Annotated in this window: 16 protein-coding genes; 6 read left to right on the top strand and 10 right to left on the bottom strand. The window is 36.6% G+C overall.

All coding sequences use genetic code 11. From position 1 onward, the window contains the following. Nucleotides 1-75 precede the first annotated feature (75 nt). From MSWAN_RS10735 to MSWAN_RS10715, 5 genes are all read right to left on the bottom strand, one after another. The gene (locus MSWAN_RS10735) at nt 76-702 is read right to left on the bottom strand and encodes an L-2-amino-thiazoline-4-carboxylic acid hydrolase (RefSeq protein ID WP_013826674.1); all 627 of its coding nucleotides are present in this window, start codon (nt 700-702) and stop codon (nt 76-78) included. After that, the gene (locus tag MSWAN_RS10730) at nt 692-3,706 is read right to left on the bottom strand and encodes an SDR family oxidoreductase (RefSeq protein WP_013826673.1); all 3,015 of its coding nucleotides are present in this window, start codon (nt 3,704-3,706) and stop codon (nt 692-694) included. The genes MSWAN_RS10735 and MSWAN_RS10730 overlap by 11 nt, the downstream gene beginning before the upstream one ends. Continuing rightward, nucleotides 3,703-5,073 (bottom strand): polysaccharide pyruvyl transferase family protein, encoded by a 1,371-nt coding sequence (locus MSWAN_RS10725; protein ID WP_394295790.1) that lies wholly within the window; start codon nt 5,071-5,073, stop codon nt 3,703-3,705. Before MSWAN_RS10725 ends, MSWAN_RS10730 begins: the two co-directional genes overlap by 4 nt. Before the next feature lie 389 nt (nt 5,074-5,462). Continuing rightward, the gene (locus MSWAN_RS10720) at nt 5,463-6,695 is read right to left on the bottom strand and encodes a DUF116 domain-containing protein (protein WP_013826671.1); all 1,233 of its coding nucleotides are present in this window, start codon (nt 6,693-6,695) and stop codon (nt 5,463-5,465) included. After that, nucleotides 6,692-7,324 carry a TetR/AcrR family transcriptional regulator gene (locus MSWAN_RS10715; RefSeq protein WP_013826670.1) on the bottom strand — a complete coding sequence of 211 codons (633 nt, stop codon included), beginning with the start codon at nt 7,322-7,324 and terminating at the stop codon, nt 6,692-6,694. Before MSWAN_RS10715 ends, MSWAN_RS10720 begins: the two co-directional genes overlap by 4 nt. 371 nt (nt 7,325-7,695) lie before the next feature. Here MSWAN_RS10715 and MSWAN_RS10710 point away from each other — a divergent pair, with 371 nt between their 5' ends. Next, nucleotides 7,696-9,495 (top strand): PAS domain-containing protein, encoded by a 1,800-nt coding sequence (locus tag MSWAN_RS10710; RefSeq protein ID WP_083809386.1) that lies wholly within the window; start codon nt 7,696-7,698, stop codon nt 9,493-9,495. A gap of 42 nt (nt 9,496-9,537) precedes the next feature. Here MSWAN_RS10710 and MSWAN_RS10705 read toward each other — a convergent pair whose 3' ends face one another. From MSWAN_RS10705 to MSWAN_RS10690, 4 genes are all read right to left on the bottom strand, one after another. Next, nucleotides 9,538-9,984: a universal stress protein gene (locus MSWAN_RS10705; RefSeq protein WP_013826668.1), complete on the bottom strand. Its 447-nt coding sequence runs from the start codon at nt 9,982-9,984 to the stop codon at nt 9,538-9,540. Between the two features lie 165 nt (nt 9,985-10,149). Further along, nucleotides 10,150-11,526 carry a DASS family sodium-coupled anion symporter gene (locus MSWAN_RS10700; protein WP_013826667.1) on the bottom strand — a complete coding sequence of 459 codons (1,377 nt, stop codon included), beginning with the start codon at nt 11,524-11,526 and terminating at the stop codon, nt 10,150-10,152. Between the two features lie 519 nt (nt 11,527-12,045). Next, nucleotides 12,046-12,540 carry a hypothetical protein gene (locus tag MSWAN_RS10695; protein ID WP_013826666.1) on the bottom strand — a complete coding sequence of 165 codons (495 nt, stop codon included), beginning with the start codon at nt 12,538-12,540 and terminating at the stop codon, nt 12,046-12,048. Between the two features lie 59 nt (nt 12,541-12,599). After that, complete coding sequence (locus MSWAN_RS10690; RefSeq protein WP_013826664.1) at nt 12,600-13,187, bottom strand: zinc ribbon domain-containing protein; 588 nt, start codon at nt 13,185-13,187, stop codon at nt 12,600-12,602. A 908-nt stretch (nt 13,188-14,095) separates the two neighbouring features. On the opposite strand from MSWAN_RS10690, the gene MSWAN_RS12550 reads away from it, so the two are divergent. The 4 genes from MSWAN_RS12550 (at nt 14,096) to MSWAN_RS10675 (ending at nt 16,388) form a co-directional block, all read left to right on the top strand. Further along, the gene (locus MSWAN_RS12550) at nt 14,096-14,716 is read left to right on the top strand and encodes an Hsp20/alpha crystallin family protein (RefSeq protein ID WP_227716960.1); all 621 of its coding nucleotides are present in this window, start codon (nt 14,096-14,098) and stop codon (nt 14,714-14,716) included. A 167-nt stretch (nt 14,717-14,883) separates the two neighbouring features. Beyond that, nucleotides 14,884-15,027: a hypothetical protein gene (locus MSWAN_RS12975; RefSeq protein ID WP_013826662.1), complete on the top strand. Its 144-nt coding sequence runs from the start codon at nt 14,884-14,886 to the stop codon at nt 15,025-15,027. A gap of 65 nt (nt 15,028-15,092) precedes the next feature. Beyond that, on the top strand, nt 15,093-15,590 hold the full coding sequence (locus tag MSWAN_RS10680; RefSeq protein ID WP_013826661.1) for a pyridoxamine 5'-phosphate oxidase family protein: 498 nt from the start codon (nt 15,093-15,095) through the stop codon (nt 15,588-15,590). A 141-nt stretch (nt 15,591-15,731) separates the two neighbouring features. Continuing rightward, on the top strand, nt 15,732-16,388 hold the full coding sequence (locus tag MSWAN_RS10675; protein ID WP_013826660.1) for a DUF5612 domain-containing protein: 657 nt from the start codon (nt 15,732-15,734) through the stop codon (nt 16,386-16,388). Between the two features lie 117 nt (nt 16,389-16,505). Here MSWAN_RS10675 and MSWAN_RS10670 read toward each other — a convergent pair whose 3' ends face one another. Then, entirely contained in the window at nt 16,506-16,787 is a 282-nt protein-coding gene (locus MSWAN_RS10670; protein ID WP_013826659.1) for a hypothetical protein, read from the bottom strand. 462 nt (nt 16,788-17,249) lie between these two features. Here MSWAN_RS10670 and hcp point away from each other — a divergent pair, with 462 nt between their 5' ends. After that, complete coding sequence (hcp, locus tag MSWAN_RS10665) at nt 17,250-18,740, top strand: hydroxylamine reductase (RefSeq protein ID WP_013826658.1); 1,491 nt, start codon at nt 17,250-17,252, stop codon at nt 18,738-18,740. Nucleotides 18,741-18,877: the final 137 nt, after the last annotated feature.

Below are 18,877 nucleotides of genomic sequence, written 5' to 3'. Positions count from 1 at the left end.
ATTAAAGTTATTAAATAAAGTTCAAATTAATAATCTTAATTAGTTTTAGCTAGTTTAAATTAGTTTCAGTTAGTTTCAATCAAATTTAGATAATTTTAGTTCATAATCAATTTTAGATTTTATACATGCTGTACATTCCTTTGCACCTTCTGTTATCCTTTTTTTGAATAACATGTTTATATTTTCATTTAAACCATGAACAACACCTTCATCTGCAGCACTCATCATTCTACAAGTTTCAGGCGAGTATGAGGTGGCAAGTGAGCATCTTTTTACCCTTAAAACCATATCTTTTTCTAGCTTTTCGACTTTGAATTCTATTCCAAGTACTTTGTACAGTATCTGTGCAGCTTTAATAGTGTCCGGAATGTTTTCACTTACACCAAGACGTCTACGTGCTTCTAATCCCAGCGTGTAGCCTGCTTTGAACAGTGCAGTTCTGCCAAGTTCCATGGCTTTTTCATATCCAAGGACTTCAATAAGTGCATTTACACGAGCATTGTGACCTTCAGCCATTAAAACTCTCCTCTGCTCAAGATTTCCCTCCATAATTAAGTCTTCCAAAAGATTCAATGATTCTGGGGAGTACTCTTCCAGTAGTTTATCCAGACATTCGTTTGTTACCTCTGCAACTCTGTCCAGTTCATTAACCAACAGACATTGTGGAACCCAGATGGATAATATTTTTAGTTTAATGCTCATGGTAGTTCCTTGCACTTCCTAAATGTATGGTGCCTAGTTTCAAGATGTTTTCGGGGATTTTTTCCTTACTCCTACTATGTTTTTTAAGGTATTCCCCTTCTGGAGCGCATTCACCCGAATATTTATCAAAATCCCAATTTGTGTACATAAATTTTATAAGATTTTGGTAGTGTTTAATAATGTTTTTTCTTTTAAGTTTGAGGTTTGCTGTCAAATCACCGCTTTCTATGGATAGATCGTTTTTTAAAACTGCCCACCGTTTTATCTTTTCTGGATGAGAAAGCTTAGAATTCATTTTTTTTATGGCTCTATCAATGTGCTCTAATTTTACATCTTCATCTACCCATATCAACGAAATACAGTATGGTTTGTCATCTCCAAACACCATGGCCTCAGATACACAGTCTATATCCTTTAACATTGATTCAATCTTCAATGGACTGATACTTTTCCCGTAAGAGTTGACTATCAGTTCTTTTTTACGTCCTGTTATCATAAGACTTCCTTCAGGAGTTAGATAACCGTAATCACCTGTAAGAAGCCAGCCATCTTTAAATAAAAGATCGTTACGGGATTTATCATTGAAGTAACCCTTTGTTACCTGAGGCCCACGTACAATTGCCTCGCCGTCACTTTTTATTTTAACATCTGTACAGGGGAGTGGTTCACCCACAGTTCCTATTCTATTGGCTCCCAAACGGTTTATGGTAACAAGTGGTGCTTCAGTTAGGCCGTAGGCATTGTGAACTTCAATACCTAACTCTTTGTAACACATGAGGAGATCTTCACTTACCGGCGCAGAACCAACAATTAAATGGGCACATGCATCAAGACCTGCATTTTTAAGGATGACTCTTTTCAATATTCTTTGAAGTATATCTTTTTTAAAGCCTACCTTTGTATCTACATATACCTGTCCCAACTTACTTTGCATTATATGGGACCAAACCTTCTCATAGAATCTGGGTACCGAGAAAAATATGGTAGGTCTTACCTTGGGGAGTGTGGTCTGCAGATCATGGAAGTCTTCAAGGAAATAAAGTTTCAATGGTGCTGGAGCATAATAAGGAGCATAAGTTCCTAAAATACCTTCTACAACATGGTTCATGGGTAAAAATGATAGATAAGAAACTTCATGGGTTCTGTCAATCCATGGGGGCATTGAAGCAATGAATTCAGCCATCCACCTCAAATTTCCATGGGTGAAGGTAACGCCTGAAGGCTTACCAGTGGTTCCGGAGGTGTAACGAATGGTTGCAATGCTGTTGAAATCCACAGGAGCCACAGATTGCACGAAGTCATCTGATTCATTTTCTCCAAGGTCCAGAAATTCTTTCCAACCCATAACATTAGATGGGAGTTCCATAGATTCCCTGCAAAATGAGATCAATGGAATTTTTTCCACATCTTCAAATTGCCCCAATTTCTCCAGGATATTGGGAGTACCTATAAAAAATGCAGATGCTCCACAATCCTTCAAAATTTCTTTAATTTCCTCTAAGGGGCTAGTATAGTATAATGGAACACTCACAGCTCCCAATAATCCTATGGCAACGTCCAGCGTCAGATAGCGAGTGCTGTTAAACCCAACCATTGCCACTTTGTCCCCAGGACTTATTCCCATCAAACTGAGTGATCTTGCAGCTTTGATCATATCATTTCTGACATCAAGTGAAGATCTTCTGTTAAATCTGCTGTCCACCACATCGTAATAATCAACGGGTCTGCTCTGACTTTTAAGTCGGAACAAGACTTGCTCGTGAACAGTTCGATTGGAACGATGGAAAAAACCCATGTAAACTGCATAATCCAAGATTTTGGGTAAAAAATTTCTCCAGTGAAGTTCATAAGGTCCTTTTAGCTTTTCAATATTTTTCCGGGAAAAGGTTCTTTCTTCGTTGAAGTAGGGTGCGAGAGTGGTAACTGTTTTAATGATTCCATGCTTTGAACCCGTTAACTTCTGCAAACTTGAGACCACTGGTATTAAAGATGAAAAAGGTAAAAAAATAGGCTTTGGAAGTTTAAAATCCAGATTATTCTTTGCCCATATGGTGATGAAATCAACAAGTTCTTTAACAGTTGGAAGGGAATCATAGGGTGCGGTTAAATGGAAATTTTGGCCTTCTGCATTGGCATCAAAGGTTAAATTGCTAACAGCATCTGCAACGTAGTCCACAGGCACCATATTAATTTTAAGAGAGGGAGAAACAGGGATAATTCTCAGCTTTCCATTAAGGTAAAGCCGTAAAATGACGTATATTGTGTTAAAAGTTTTTATATAACCTGTCTGTGAATCACCGACTACCATACCCGGTCTAAATATGGATATGGGCAGATTAGATTTAGCTACCTCAACTTCTCCTTCAAACTTGCTTCTTTCGTAGTTACTCTGAAATCCATACTCATCTGTAAGTGAATCTTCATCTACAAAACCTTTCCGTCCGCCGGCAACGTAAGCTGTGGATAAATGGGAGAAACGTTGAATTCCATGGTCAAGATTGGCATCCTCACCCAATTTAAGGACATTAACAGTTCCCTGAACATTGATTTTCCTGAGTTCTCCTAATGGGGCGTTAAGCCGCAGATCCGCGGCTGTATGAATTATGTGGGTGATTTTATGTGTCAAATCTTCGTATGATTCCTTTTCAAGGCCGAGCATTTCCTTGGAAATGTCTCCCCTCATGAACTGGACTTTCTTATCATTTAATCTGTGTATTTTATTTAACGCTTTATTTGGTAGTTTATCCAGTTCTTTATCTAGTGCTTCGTACGGTTCTTTATATGGTACTCTATCTTGTATGTCAAGATTTTCACTTTGTTCGTCAAGTAATTCCAAAAGTTCGGGCCATTCCCACCAGGCACGTGCAAGATTTCTTCTTGCTGTTTCATCATCTTCGCCCCTTACCAGAACGATAATGTGGCAATTTTCCTTTTTAACCAACCTGCGGACTATCTGTGTTCCCAGAAAACCAGTGGCTCCTGTGAGAAAAACCACGCTATTCACGGTCTCACCTCCCATCCTCTTTCAATCAAAAATTCCTTTAACAACTGCCGATTTTTCTCTGCTCCCATTAAATGCTGGCTGTAACCCTGTTTTAACTTGTTATTAATCTTTTTTGGATTTCCAAGAAGATCATCCGCCTGTTTTTCGACTTTATCCCACACTATTTTTCCTGCATTTTCAAGTCTATAATCAAAAAGGTATTCCTTATCAATTCCCAGTTCATTGTAAAGTCCTTTTAGACGGGGGTCGTGTGCAACTGCTATTTGCGGTACGGGTGATTCAAGGGATAAAACAGCTGCATGGTAACGAGATGTAATCAATAATTCCAGGCCCTGCAGTATTCCTGTCATCTGAGAGGTGTTAAACTCGTTTGAAGTAAAGATATGCGCATTTTCAGAGTGCTGCATTTTACCTATGATGTTAAGTGCAAGAGGTTCATCCAGTTCTTCCATACAAATAAGTGCAATACTTTTTCCATGTTTTTCTATTATTTTATCGGCTAAAGCAGCCCACCTGGCAGATAGATCGTCACTTTTTTTAGCTCTCTTTTTTGAACGGGAGAAGTAGTACGGCCACTTGTAACGGTCTTTGCTTTTACCCCAGGGTCTTATAACAACAGGCCATAGGTAAAAATCTACCACTGCAAATCCCACAACACTCTTCTCTGGCTTGGGGAGAGATTCCTTTGTCCAGATATCTTGAATGATGGTTTCGTCATTATCATCTTTTTGGAAGGTAAAAGCGCTATCTGCTGTATTTTTTATAGGTGCGGTGACCCCTATATTTTTTAGTTTATCTGCAGCTAACTTGGTTCGGGTTATGATCAGATCGGTTTTACTTGCTTCCCTTTTAACAAGGAACTTATTTAAAGGAGATAAATCTCCAGCATCCACTGAATAAGCAATACAAGGTATTTTAGATGAATTTGCACATTTTGTTGTCCATAAAAAAGCCCAAAGAAGAGCTGAAGTCCAGGTGTCCATGTAACAGCTTCCTTCAACAAGTAAAACCAGATCATGCTCTTTTACAAGCTTTTTAAGTGCAAAGAAGAAAATTGATGGAATTGGCACAATTTTAAGGTTGGCTTCTTCCTTGATGTAACGGCGCAGATTTTTCTCATTGAGAGTTGGAATGGTTATACAAACGTCTGGCCCTAAAACAGCCCGTACATCCTTTATTATGGAGATGAGCCGAGCTTCAGATCCTGTATTGTTGGCACCGTTGTAACCAACCAGAAGAACCTTTGGAACACTCTGCTTAAAATTTTGTTCCCGATTATGGGAGGATTTTAAATTCTTATGGTCAATGTTTAATTTATCGTCACGATCTTGACGGTCTGTTAGGTTGGGTACATCCAATTCATTCACCCTTTTTGTAGTTGAAATTTTTTCATTAAAACTTCATTAACTTGATCGATTCTGTATGATCAACGATATTTATAGTTTCAATTTTTATCTTAACCCACTTTTATTTGTACTATTATAATTCTGATGAGTATATGTTGATGTTTAAATAGAATTAGGCATTAACAGATGTATGCAAAACTGTCCACAAAATTCTTGCTCCTGTAACAGTGAAACATTGTATGGAGAGGAGAATATTACTTAATGGCCTTCAGCATTTCTTCAATTTCTTGAATCATGTAATGCAGTGCCGTCGGTTTCAAGCATTTTAACCTCATTAACATGTCTTTAAATTTATGGCCATAAATCCTCTCCGTATGCAAACTCCGAAACTTTATTTTCATGTCTCTTATTCATTCAATGGAAACATGATGAGAACAGGTTTTATGTCCATTTGAATGTGCCGAACAATGCCAATATTCTTTACAAGGTCCTGTTTCAATATCGAGAAGTTTCACAAGTTTATCTTCATTAATTCCGGTTGTTTCGCTGCTGTCTACCCAGTGTTCACATCCACAGCTGTCAAGAAGAACACACTGGGCTGGAATGCCAAGGGATTCTGATTTCCAACCTCCGGATATGAGATTCGTGACGCATGCAACCCCTACTATTCCCAGCTCATCTCTATCCTTCTGGGTACTCTGGGATAATGCAGAAGATTCGTGGGATACAACGTAAACTTCAAATCCATTCCTTTCACCCAATTTACTGAGTGAGTTAACCTTGCAGTTTGGGTTGCAGTCTGCGCACTTCATTCCAAGATTGGTCTTTGAAGCCAGGCACTTACTCTCAGCTAGGTAACGCATGCATCCAGGTAGTAAAAGAGCTTTTCTAGGTCTGCTTTTAAATGATTCTTTGAAGTTCCTACTCATAACCTCTGCCCCAAACATGTTCATGTGATACTCAGACCTTTTCCTTGTAAACAGTATGATATCTTCATTCCAAAGGTGTTTTTCAAGGTTTTCATCAACAAATTCTTCAAGGTTGCAGGTGTATCTACCCAAAACTTCACTGCTTGCGTATTCAAACCAATCTGCAAACATGAAAATCTTTGCAAGATGTGAAGAAGATTTTTGAGGATTTAAACTGCCTAAAAAATTCATCCATGTATTAATGTGTTTTAATTCCTGTTGAAATTCGCCAGTTGCTTCAAGCCATTTCAGGAGTTTGTTAAGATTTTCTGTTGTTAATTCCGAGATTTTTTCAGTTTCAGGGTCTTCAGGAAGTAGAACTGAAGTGGCAAGAACCCCCCGGTCATGATCTATCACTTGTTTCAATTTTTCATTCTCATTTCTCTTTCTTGAGAGAGTTGCAAGTAACTTCTGGGATTCACAGTTAAGTTTAACTGCCCTTTTGATATAGGCCCTCCAAAGCACCCCTATCATGAGGGCTTCAAAGACCATTAAATCCCTGGAAGGGGGTTTATACAAACTTTGTGCTCCGTAGTCATCAATATCATCAATAACACGGCCAATCTGGAATTCTGCTTCAGATAAGACATGATCCGTGAAGTTTGAAACTTCCATGTAATACTCACTGGAGCTTTCAGCCCCGCTTTTAAGTGAGTAGGGGGTTTTAATTTTCATTTTTCAACCTCGGGAGTTATGACTGATAAAAAAAAGTCTACATGGCTTTTGAGTCGGGTTTCAACATCTTCTGTATTTAAATTATTGGATTTCAGGAGGAGATACTCCATAAATAGGGAGAATATTGGGTACTGAAATTCCACTGCCATAATTTTAGGGTCAAGGGGACGGATGATGCCCCTTTGATTCATATTATCAAGAACTTTTTCTGTGAACTTGTGGGGTTCCTCAATCAGGTTGTGTAAAACGATTTTTCTGGCTTTTTCGTTTTTAAACTGTTCATTGATTATGATCTTGAATATTTTTTCCATGGTGGGTGTTCGAAAAAGCATGTGTGTGAGATGAACTCTCTCTCGAAAAATATCTGGAGTTAATTTTTCAATATTTACGGCTTCAGGAGGTCTCATTTTAGTTAATTCTTTCTTAAAGTATTGGAAAATTACATTTAGTATAGTTTCTTTACTGGGGTAATGGTTGTAAATTGAACTTTCTCTTATGCCAACTTCCCTTGCAATTTCACGGATTGATACTGCATCAAATCCTTTTTTCGAGAATAAATCGACTGAAACATCAAATATTTTTTCTTTGGTTGATATCTTCCCATTTTTATTGGATGATGTTTTTGTCATATGGTCACCGTTTACTAACTAACGCTTGTTAGTTAAACTGTTGTCAATCCAATATATAAAACTAACGTTCGTTCGTATATTTAAAAATAGAATCTGAAAAGCATGAAAACATAGATATATCTCAAAGATAATCAATCAAATTTTCCATCGTGATAATGCTAAATCCGTATGTGCAGAGTAACCGAACATGTTAAAGAAGGTATGGCAAGAATGGTGACTTTTAGTCAATTTGCTTTATTATGATGATTATCATATAATTTTATTCAATGATCTAGTTTATCAAAAACAATGATAAAGTTATAATTAGATCATAAATTAACTAAATTTGAGGAGGAGTAAAGGTTAAAAGCAATTACAGTAACCTCAGGGAAATATTTGATAAATCCCCTATAGGAATTCTTCTTTATGACAAAGAAGGTAAATTAGTGGATGTTAATCAATCTGCACTAGAAATAACCGGAATTTCTGAAGAAACTTCGGGTATTGATCTATTTGAAAACCATACTATAGCTCAAAAAAGGGAAAAATTAGTTAAAGAAGGATCAATTAAATTTCAAGCTCCATTAGATTTTGAAAATATTAAAAATACAGGTTTTTCCACTCTAACAAAGTCTGGAACAATTTTTATTGATTGGAATATTTCTGTTATTGATGCTGGCTTTTTAGTGCAAATTCAGGATGTCACCAAGGTTAAAAAGTCTGAAGAATCTCTTAAAGAGAGTGAAAAATACAGGCGTTGGTTTGATGAAGATTTGACTGGTGATTTTATTGCAACACCGGAAGGTAAGGTAATCGAGTGTAACTCCGCATTTGCAGAGATATATGGCTTTAATAACTGTAAAGATGCCGTTCAAGCAGACATCTCTAAGTTCAACTCTGATGATTGGAAAAATTTAATAAAACGCTTAAAAACTGAGCACAAAGTCCAGGGTCATCAATCCACACACAAAAGACCAGACGGTAAGGAAATTCATATTGTTGCTAATGTTGTAGCGATATTTAATGATTTTGGTGAACTTGTTCAGGTTAAAGGTTATGTATTTGATGATACTGAACGTAAAGAGGCTGAAGATGCTTTAATGGGGAGTGAGGAGAAGTATCGTCGTCTTTTTGATGAAGATTTGACTGGTGATTTTATTGCAACGCCTGAAGGGAAAATTCTTGAGTGTAACCCTGCATTTGCAGAAATTTACGGCTTTCAAGGCTGTGGAAAAGCTGTTCGATCAGAAATTTCACAATTCAACCCGGCGGGCTGGGCTACTCTTATCGATCACTTGAGGGATGAGCGTAAGATCCAGGGCTATCAAAGGTGGCATGTACGGCCAGATGGTAAGGAAATTCATGTTGTTGCCAATGTAGTTGGTATTTTTAATGATTCGGGTGCACTTGTTCAGGTTAAAGGTTATGTATTTGATGATACTGAACGTAAAGAGGCTGAAGATGCTTTAATGGGGAGTGAGGAGAAGTATCGTCGTCTTTTTGATGAAGATTTGACTGGTGATTTTATTGCAACGCCTAAAGGTGAAATCATTGAGTGTAACCCTGCATTTGCAGAAATTTACGGCTTTGATGATTGTAAAAAAGCACTTCAGTGGAATATTTCGAAATCTAACCCCTTTGACTGGCCTTATATGGTTACTCGTCTGAAGAGTGAGGGTAAGATCAAGGGTTATCAGAGTTGGCAGAGAAGATCCGATGGGTTGAGGATTCATGTCGTTGCCAATGTAGTTGGTATTTTTAATGATTCAGGTGAAATTGTTCAGGTTAAAGGTTATGTATTTGATGATACTGAACGTAAAAAGACAGAACAAGAACTTATTCACAGCAAAAGTCAAATAACGGAGATTTTAGATAGTATAAAAGATGGTTTCGTTGCTTTGAATCATTACTGGAATTTTATTTATGTGAATCAGCGTGCTGCCCAATACGTGGGTGTTGAACCCGATGAACTGGTGGGACAAAACTTGTGGGAAAGATTCCCGGAACTTGTTGGAACCAATTATGAAACGGCCTTCCGCAGGGCAAGGGATGAACAGGAAATCCAGTATTTTAAAGCGCAATGCATACGCATGAATGATCACGGGTTCGATGTCAGTGTTTACCCATTGAACGAGGGGATCTCTGTTTATTGGAGAGATATCACCCAGCACAAAAAGCCGGAAAAAAATTAAGATAAATGTCATTAAAAATAGTTTGAAAGTTTTAGGCATAACTTAAGATATCACGTTAACAGGTACATTTGCTTCTCTTACAACTTTATCAGTTGTCCTTCCAAGCAGAAACCTTTCTAAACCATGTTTACCAGATTTTCCCATTATTACCTGATCTATATTTTCTTCATCTATGGTTTTAAGTATGACTTCGCCAGGTTTGCCTTCTTTGATAAGAATGGTGAAGTTAATGTTTTTGCACATTCCATTGCATTGACTATCTTCTAAACTCTCTTTAAAACGTTCAACAGCCTTTTTTCCTTCTTCTCTCAACTCTTTGCCTAAGCTTTCCTTGAGATCTTGCTGAGGCAGTGCATCCAAGTAGTCGGTGTCAATCACGTTTAAAACAATGATATCTGCACCACTAATATTTGAAAGGGATATTGCATATTCTCCTGCCCTTTCTGCATTTTCTGAACCATCTGTAGGTAACAATATTCTCGTATTCATTTTGAGATTCCTCCCAACAAATCTGTTCTACATTTAAAATATTTTTGGATTGAAATTTTCGTAAAAAAAATAATGAGGTTAAATTTGCAGATTAATGATTTACTGCAAATCCTCTTCCAATTCAATTCTAAATTTATATTTTTTGCTCTATCTTTTTTTTGTTAGTTAACCCAGGAATGGTATTCCAATTGTGAGTATAACAGCTATGCTCACTATGATTCCTATTATGACCATAGGTAGTCCTGCTTTGAATATTTCCTTGACGTTGACGTAACCTGTTCCATATGCCATTGCAACTGTTGGATCTGCCATTGGGAACATGAAAGACAGTGAACATGCGATTGCCACAGGCACAGCATAAATACCAATGGGCTGACCCTGAGCAGAAGCTAAAGTCACAGCAATCGGCACAAGAATAGCTGAAAGTGCTATGTTGGACATGACCTGTGTGAAGATCACAGCAATAACCATCAACACGAGCATGATAACTAATGTCGCTGGATTACCTCCGAGCATTCCAAGCACATCTTGTATCAGATAGGTTGCAGCTCCTGAGTTTAGTAGTGCGGCTCCAAGGGCTAAAGCACCTCCGAAGAAGATGATTAATCCCCAGTCGATGTTTTTTTGAGCGTCTTTCCAGTCAATAACACCAGTTATGAAGTAGAGTGCTGCACCGATAAGTGCTACAGAGTAACTGTCGAGTCCTGTGAATCCTGTTGTAACCCATAGACCTATGGTGAAAAATAGGATAACTGCTGTTATTTTCTCTGTTTTACTCATGGATCCGAGTTTGCTGAGTGTGTTGGTTAATGTTTCTTTTCCACCGATAATTCCTTCAACTTCTGGTGGGAACACCCATTGTAGAGTTTTCCAGATAGCCAGAAGTAATATTATTGCAAGTGGGAATCCGAAAACCATCCAGTTAGCAAATGGTAAATGTGTATAGGCAGCTGCCATCAGGTTCGGTGCAGTTCCTATTTCTGTTCCGAATCCACCTGCCAGGGAACCGTATGAAGCACCTAAGACCATGGCCTTAGCAAAGTTACTGTTTCCTTTTTCAGCATCTTTCACACCCATCAAAGGTATGATTTCCTTGATGATGGGGAGTAGCATTGCAAATGCCACAACATTTTCAATCCAGGCAGACAAGAGTCCTGTTGAGAATATGGCTGCAAAAAGACTCATACTTGGGCTTGTGCCCAGTTTTGAGAGTAAAAAATATGTGAAACGTTTTGCAAGTCCACTTTTACGAATAGCCTCTGCCAGAATGAATCCACCAATCATCAAGAAGATGATAGGATTTGCAAACCCTACTGCGGCATTAGTGAAACTTTCTATGCCCAGTAAAGGTAGCAAGAACATGATCATGATGGATGTCACAGGCAGGGGGACAGTCTCAGTACCCCACATTACAATGGCGAAAACCAAAAGTGCAATTGCAGCACGACCAGGATAACTTAAACCATGCATAGGAATTAACATAATCGCTATGAAGGCCAAAATAGCCACAACAAAACCCATAGCCTTCTTATTAATATTCATTTCATTACCTCCATACTAAAACGTTTGTTTTTAAGCCTCCTTATTTACAAACAGTAAACTTAGTGATGCATTAGCGTATAAACATATTTTATAATGATTAATCATTTGATTAATCAATTTTTAGATAATGGAGGTTTATGACTGAATTCCTATTGTTCATTCTTATTTTAATTTAGAAGATGTTTATCCTCAGTAAAGCTTTTATTTTAAATAAATCCTAATTTTTTGCACTTCATTAAGTTTAACAAATTGGGAAGTGTACTTCAAAACTGTTTAGGTTTGATGAAGGCAGATCGCCCTGAAACACTTGAATTATTTAAATAATTTTAAAAATCTCAAATAAATGTGGCATATTTAATTATAATCTCATTATTTTTAATATTTTAATATAATATTATTAGTTATTCATATATAAATAATTAAATGTCTGACATACTTAAAATAAAAATTTTTAGGGCTTTTTTTCTAAACTATCAGTTCAATTAAGCCCTAAAATGAGATTTCGATTTATTCCATTTTTCATAATCCATAAGGACCCCTGATCACCATACGAGGTCTGAGTACATTCCAGTAATAATCTGTAACAGTGTAATAGCCCCAGTTAGTTGTTACAGTTTCATAATTATTTTTTCCAGTCCATTTGGGTATTGCTAGTATTACAACTGTTTCATCCGAAAATTTCTTTACATCCTGCGTTTGTTTGACTGTTCTGCCTTCATCCTGTAGGTATAATGTGCCTTGGATTATGAAATGCTGATTGTTGTACTCATATGTTCGCCATTCATACTTAAAGTTGCCATAGGCATATGTATCATATCCAATGGTTGATCCAGAATCAATTAATTTGGGCCCGTTTGAATTAGTCTGAGCTGCCGCACTAGGTGACTGTAACAACATCCCAACTGTTAAAACTGTCACAGCTAATAGAACTAAACAAGTAAAAATCAAAACTTTGTTTGACTCTTTTTTTCTATATTTTTTAATTCTCTTTTTAATGGGTTTCCTCATTTGCATAAGCATGCCTCCCCTCGCTTTTTATCCACATCCTGGACAGAACACCTTTTTCATCCCATTTAATAGTAATCATAAACAGTAACCTTCCAGTTTTTAAGTTTTGTGACGTATATGTTAACTTGATAATTTCCAGGTCCTGTAAAAGCTTCGATGGTTCTTTCTTTTGTTGTTATGGATTCTGTGGGATTCCATGATATTAAGCCGTTGGTTAAGGCGCTGTTGTCCTTTAACAGATCGACATTTAATATATTCAGTTGGTTGTCTAATGGTGGTGTTGCAGACATAACTACCTTGAATTTTTGCCCTTGAATGTTGAAATTCATTACACCCCTATCAGGTTCGGTGTAAGTTGCTATTTGATGCCAAGTGGGTTGATTTGTAACAATTTCAGAGGATTGTGCGTAAACTGTTGGGATGTTGGCAGCTGCAGCTCCGGTATTCATCTGCAGTAACGTGCCGGAGGTCAGCACCAATCCCAATCCTGCCACCAGAATTACAAAAGCTACAATGAAAACTGGGGAAGATAATTTTAGCCCATCATTACTTGAGTTTTCCAGGCGGGATACTCCTCTTTTTAGATCTGAACCGCATTTTTCACAATATTGGGTGTCTACATCATTTTCATGCCCACATTTCAAGCATTTCATTTCAATACACCTCCTTTGAGGCATCAATTGCCTCTATAACTAACTTCGCTTGTTTTATTACCTGCATATATCCTTGAACAATAGTTAAAAATTAAGATAATATGGGGGTACTGATCAACTAATAGAATTTTTGATCAGCTAAAAAAAAATTTATATAATATTTTGATCTAAATGATATTTATTTTTTTATATTTTTGTTAATTAAAAAGGGCATAATTTATAACATTGTTCAATAGTTGAATTGGATAATATAACAAATTTACAGAAATAGAATTTCTAGAACTAAAAGAATTTTTGGCTGAGTATCACAGGTATAACGCCCTGAAATATCAATTACACGGAATTTAGAGTATAACTTAGATTCAAGTGTTATGCATAATTTTTTTGTAAATCCCAACCCGTAAAATAATAATACCAAATAAATTTTTTAAATAAAATTCCCTATCCTCAAATTAGCACCAATATTTATGAGTCATACAATACAAATATAACATCACAACGTGACGATTAACTTCACTACTTTAAATTGTTTAATGATAAGGATTGGTGAAACATAAAATGTCAGGTGAATTGATTGGAAAAGAAGATGCAAATGATTTCGTGGTTTTTAAAGGTAATTTTTTTCACGAACGATTATTTTCTTCTTTGAATTTTAATTTTTGTACTTTTAGCAAATTAATGCATCAACAAGTTTTTTTTATGACTAAAAGCATATTTTAAAGGTTAGATAAACACATGAAGTGATTTTAAGGATTTTTAAGGATTGGAGGGATCAGTATATGGTAGATAAAAAAGGCGTTAAGAAGAAAAAAGAGAGAATTAAAGAGGATATGGGGGAAATTAAAGAAAGTACAGTTAAAACGAAGAAAAATATCCAGGGTAAAGTTAGTGAAGCTCAGGAAGGAGCTATGAAGAAAACTGAGGAGGTTAAAGGTAAGATGGGTGAGGCTCAGGAGGGGGCTATGAAGAAGGCTGAGGAGGTTAAGGGTAAGATGGGTGAGGCTCAGGAAGGAGCTGTGAAGAAGGCTGAGGAGGTTAAGGGTAAAATTGATGAGGCTCAGGAAGAGGCTCTTGAGAAAAAAGGAGATATAAAGGAAGACATTAGAACAAGGAGAACACAGGCAGAGAATGTGTTCAACGATATAATACAAAGTTTCAAAGAGAGACAAGAAGAATTTGGAAAAGCAATATCAGATTATACTTCATCTATCCAAAAACCACTTACAGACATGATGGAAACTGATGACAGCATAATAATCAAAACAGACCTTCCAGGTGTGAAAAAGGAGGACATTGAGATCGGAATTACAGAAGACAGCGTCCAGGTCACGGCGAATTTCCAGGAAGAAACTTCTGTAGAAGACGTCAACTTCATACAGAAAGAGAGGAACTACGGCGAAACAAGAATAGCACTCACACTTCCAGCAAGGGTAAAAGTTAAAGAAGCCACTGGAACGTTTGATAACTCTGTTTTAACAATTGAACTTCCAAAACTTGAAAAAAAGGTACATAGGGTCGATATTGAATAACTTTATCTAACTAATATTATCTAACATATTTTATTTTTTTCTAAATTATGGATAGGATTTTTAACATTAAATTCCAAAATCAATGATGAGACAAATATTATAAAGAGAGTAAACAACCAATAAATTAAAGAATCATTTTTAGAAGATTTTAGAAGGAGTTACAGATCATGCCCATAAACCAAATTGAAACAAACCTTGAAGCCCTAACAAACACCATAGCCTACATTGAAAAAAATGGTGGCAATCCCGATACGTTAAAAGAACTAAAAGAAGAAAGAAACAGACTTTTAACCGAGCTAAATGTATTTTAAATTATTAACTCCTGATTAATTTGAATTTTGGGATAATTCACATCACCTTTAATTAAGGAAGCACGATGAGAAGGAACGATAAAGAGATAAAAGATGCTAAATTAATAAAATCTCTACTCAAGAAAGCCCTTGTTTGTAGAGTAGCATTGTGTGATGGTAACAAGCCTTACATTATCCCAATGAACTTTGCTTTTAAGGATAACTGTTTATACTTTCATTCTGCAAGAGAAGGGAAGAAGATTGATGTTATTAAAAAGAACAACAATATCTGCTTCGAGGTCGATGCAAAAATAGAACTTTTAAAATCTGAAAAACCATGCAACTGGACCATGAATTATCTCAGTGTTGTAGGATCTGGAGATGCTCAGTTCCTTGATGAAGTTGAAGATAAAATAAGGGTCCTAAACATAATAATGGCAAAGTATTCCGGCGAAGGATCTTCAAACGAAGATGTTGAAAAGCCAAACAAAACTATTTTTGAATATTCCAGAGAATCTATTAAAAAATTAGCCATAATAAAGGTTAATATAACCGAAATAACGGGTAAAAAATCTTTGCATTGATTTAAACATAATTTAATGTAACAAATTTAAACATAATGAATTAACAGTTGAAAGTTTAATAAAACATAAAAAATTTTAATAATTCTCCATTTGATTTACATTACTTTAAATAAGATTAATTGATTACTTCAAGTGATTTAAATGATAGAAATTGCGATAAACATAAAAGCCCAGAACAAACCCGGAGTTTTAAGGGACATAACAGATATGATGGCTCGATGTGGTGTTAACATAACTTACACTCATCTTTTTATGGAAGATGCAGATTCAGCGTCCATCTACATGGAACTTGAATGTGTAAAAAACGTTAAAAGGTTTATAGAGAACATCAAAAACTTTGAAGAGGTATTGGATGTCCAAACCCATAGGTCAATGGGTGAAATTTACGGTAAAAGGATCATAATAATAGGTGGAGGCGCACAGGTTTCTCAGGTTGCATTAGGGGCTATAACGGAGTCTGACAGGCACAATATAAGGGGAGAAAGGATAAGTGTGGATACACTTCCTCTTGTGGGCGAAAATGAAGTTGCAGAGGCAGTACTGGCAGTTGGAAGGCTTCCCAGAGTGGGGGCACTTGTGCTTGCAGGGTCCTTGATGGGTGGCAGGATCTCAGATTCGATAGAGAGGATAAAAAAAGAGCACAACGTAGTAGTTATAAGCCTTAACATGCCTGGAAGCGTTACACAGGAGGCAGATCTTGTTGTAACAGACCCTGTTCAGGCAGGGGTTATGGCTGTTATGGCTATTGCTGATACGGCAGTCTTTGACATAGAAAGGGTTAGACATAAAAAGTTTTAATTAACTTCGTGTTTAATTTAACTATCCTAATTTCAAGGATTTTTAGGTAATTATAAGCCTTAAATTGGCTAAAAAAAGGTTAGGAAAAGTCTAATTTTAAAATAGTTATTTAATAGTTTAACTCATTTCTATGGCTCTTATAAGTATGCTTGCAGCATTTTTGAGCTCGGTGTCTTTTATATCTCCACTTTCCCTTATTTTGAGGGCCAGTGAAAGAACCTTTGACACGTCCTTTGGAGAGAGATTTTCAGCCATGGAAATGTAGCTTTGATCCATGTCTTCATCTAGTTTAACATCTTTATTGTTCATCATTTCCAGAAGGACCTTACAAGAACCCATAACACTTGCATCATCCATTTCTTTACATTTATTTAAGAGTTCCTCTGCTTTTTCATCCATAGTATCACCGTTCCTTTAATATGATCATAATAGAATTTATATTTTTATACAATGGGGGTTTAAAGGGCTTCCTAATTTTTTTAGAGTCTATTAAAAAAAGTTTAAAATCAAAAGTTTTATCATTTTGTATAAATGAGACTTTAAAAAAATATTTTAACAGTTTTAGCATATAATAAAGCTTATAAATTAATTTAAAGATATTTAATCTCTTTTTTTATTATTTGAACGTTGTTGCTATGAAAGTCTAGGGTAAAATGTATATGTTCAATCGTAGCATATTCTTACCTACAAATGTATTATAAGAATGGCGGTATACGAGTTTATTGAGAAAAAATATTATAATATTTAAAATCTGAAAACCTCGAAAAAATCTAATTTAAAGAAATAATCAAAAATATTATTCAACTGTATAACCCTTAAATTTTAAAAAAACATTTTAAATTGGAATAAAGGGGGTAAAATATGAAAAAATACAAATGTTTGCTATGTGAGTATGTATACGACCCTGAAAAGGGAGATCCAGATGCAGGAATAGAACCTGGAACAGCTTTTGAGGACTTGCCAGACGACTGGATCTGTCCAATATGTGGAGTTGGTAAAGACCAGTTCGAGGAAGTTACTGAAGAAGGAGAAGAAAAGAAAGAAGAAAAGAAAGAAAAACCTGCGATGTTTTGTTACCAGTGTTCCCAGACTGCTCAGGAGACTGCCTGTACTGTGAGGGGAATTTGTGGTAAAAACTCTACAGTTGCAAGGCTTCAGGATAACTTACTTTTTTCTATTAAAGGAATAGCCGCATACCTTTACCACGCCCGAGAACTGGGGTATACAGACCCAGAAGTAGACGCATTCATGGAAAAAGGTTTTTACTCAACCTTAACCAACGTAAACTTCGATGCCGAGGATTTTTTGAATTTAGCTCTGGAAGCTGGGCACATGAACATAAGAACAATGCAGCTTCTGAAGAAGGCCCATATCGAAACTTACGGCGAACCAACACCAACAGAAGTTCGAGTAGGGGCTGTTAAAGGTCATGGAATTCTCGCAACGGGCCATAGCATGAAAGCAATTGAAGAACTTCTTAAACAGACCGAAGGAACTGGTATAAACGTTTACACCCACTCTGAACTTTTGCCTGCCCATGGATATCCTGGGCTTCGAAAGTACGACCACCTCGTTGGCCAGCTTGGAGGAGCATGGTTTGACCAGCGAAACACATTTACTAAGTATCCTGTTGCAATACTTGGAACTTCAAACTGCGTACTCCTCCCTAAAAATGGTTACAGTGATAGGATGTTCACATCAGGGGTTGCACAACTTCCGGGTGTCCAGCATATAGAAGGCTATGACTTCACCCCCTTAATAGAAAAGGCCAAATCTCTACCCGAGCTCGAGGAAGAACCAGGGGAAACTGTATTCACAACGGGGTTTGGTGTTTCAACCGTTCTTTCCCTGGCGGATAAAATAAAGGAGCTTGTTGAAGCCGGTAAAATAAGACACTTCTTTGTTGTGGGTGGATGTGACTCCCCCAAACCCCAGGCCACCTACTACACAGAGTTTGTTAAGAAACTGCCTGAGGATACAGTTGTTTTGACACTTGCCTGTGGAAAGTACAGGTTCAACGACCTGCAGCTTGGAGATATAGAAGGAGTTCCAAGACTCATAGATCTGGGCCAGTGCAACGATGCCATTGCAGGAATAGAAATTGTAACTGCATTGTCCACACTCTTTGGATTGGAGATAAACGATCTACCAATTACATTCATTTTAAGCTGGATGGAACAGAAAGCAACTGCAATACTCTGGAGCCTGCTATCACTAGGTATTAAAGGAATGTATCTTGGTCCAATAATTCCTGCATGGGCGAATGAGGATATATTAAAGGTGTTAGTTGAAAATTACGATCTAAAACCGATTGGCGACCCTGAACAAGATATAAAGGATATATTGGGTTAATAAACCTATATAAAGAATATTCAAGCTATTGGGGATATTAGAATTCATATTGTATGGTAATGGGCATAAAATATAGTCGATAGGGATTGGAATAAATATATTAAGGTATAATGAACATTAAAGATATATTAGGTTAA

The sequence above is a fragment of the Methanobacterium paludis genome, assembly GCF_000214725.1.
In the GTDB taxonomy this organism is placed as follows: Archaea; Methanobacteriota; Methanobacteria; order Methanobacteriales; family Methanobacteriaceae; genus Methanobacterium_C; species Methanobacterium_C paludis.
This window is presented reverse-complemented; position numbering and strand designations above follow the sequence as displayed.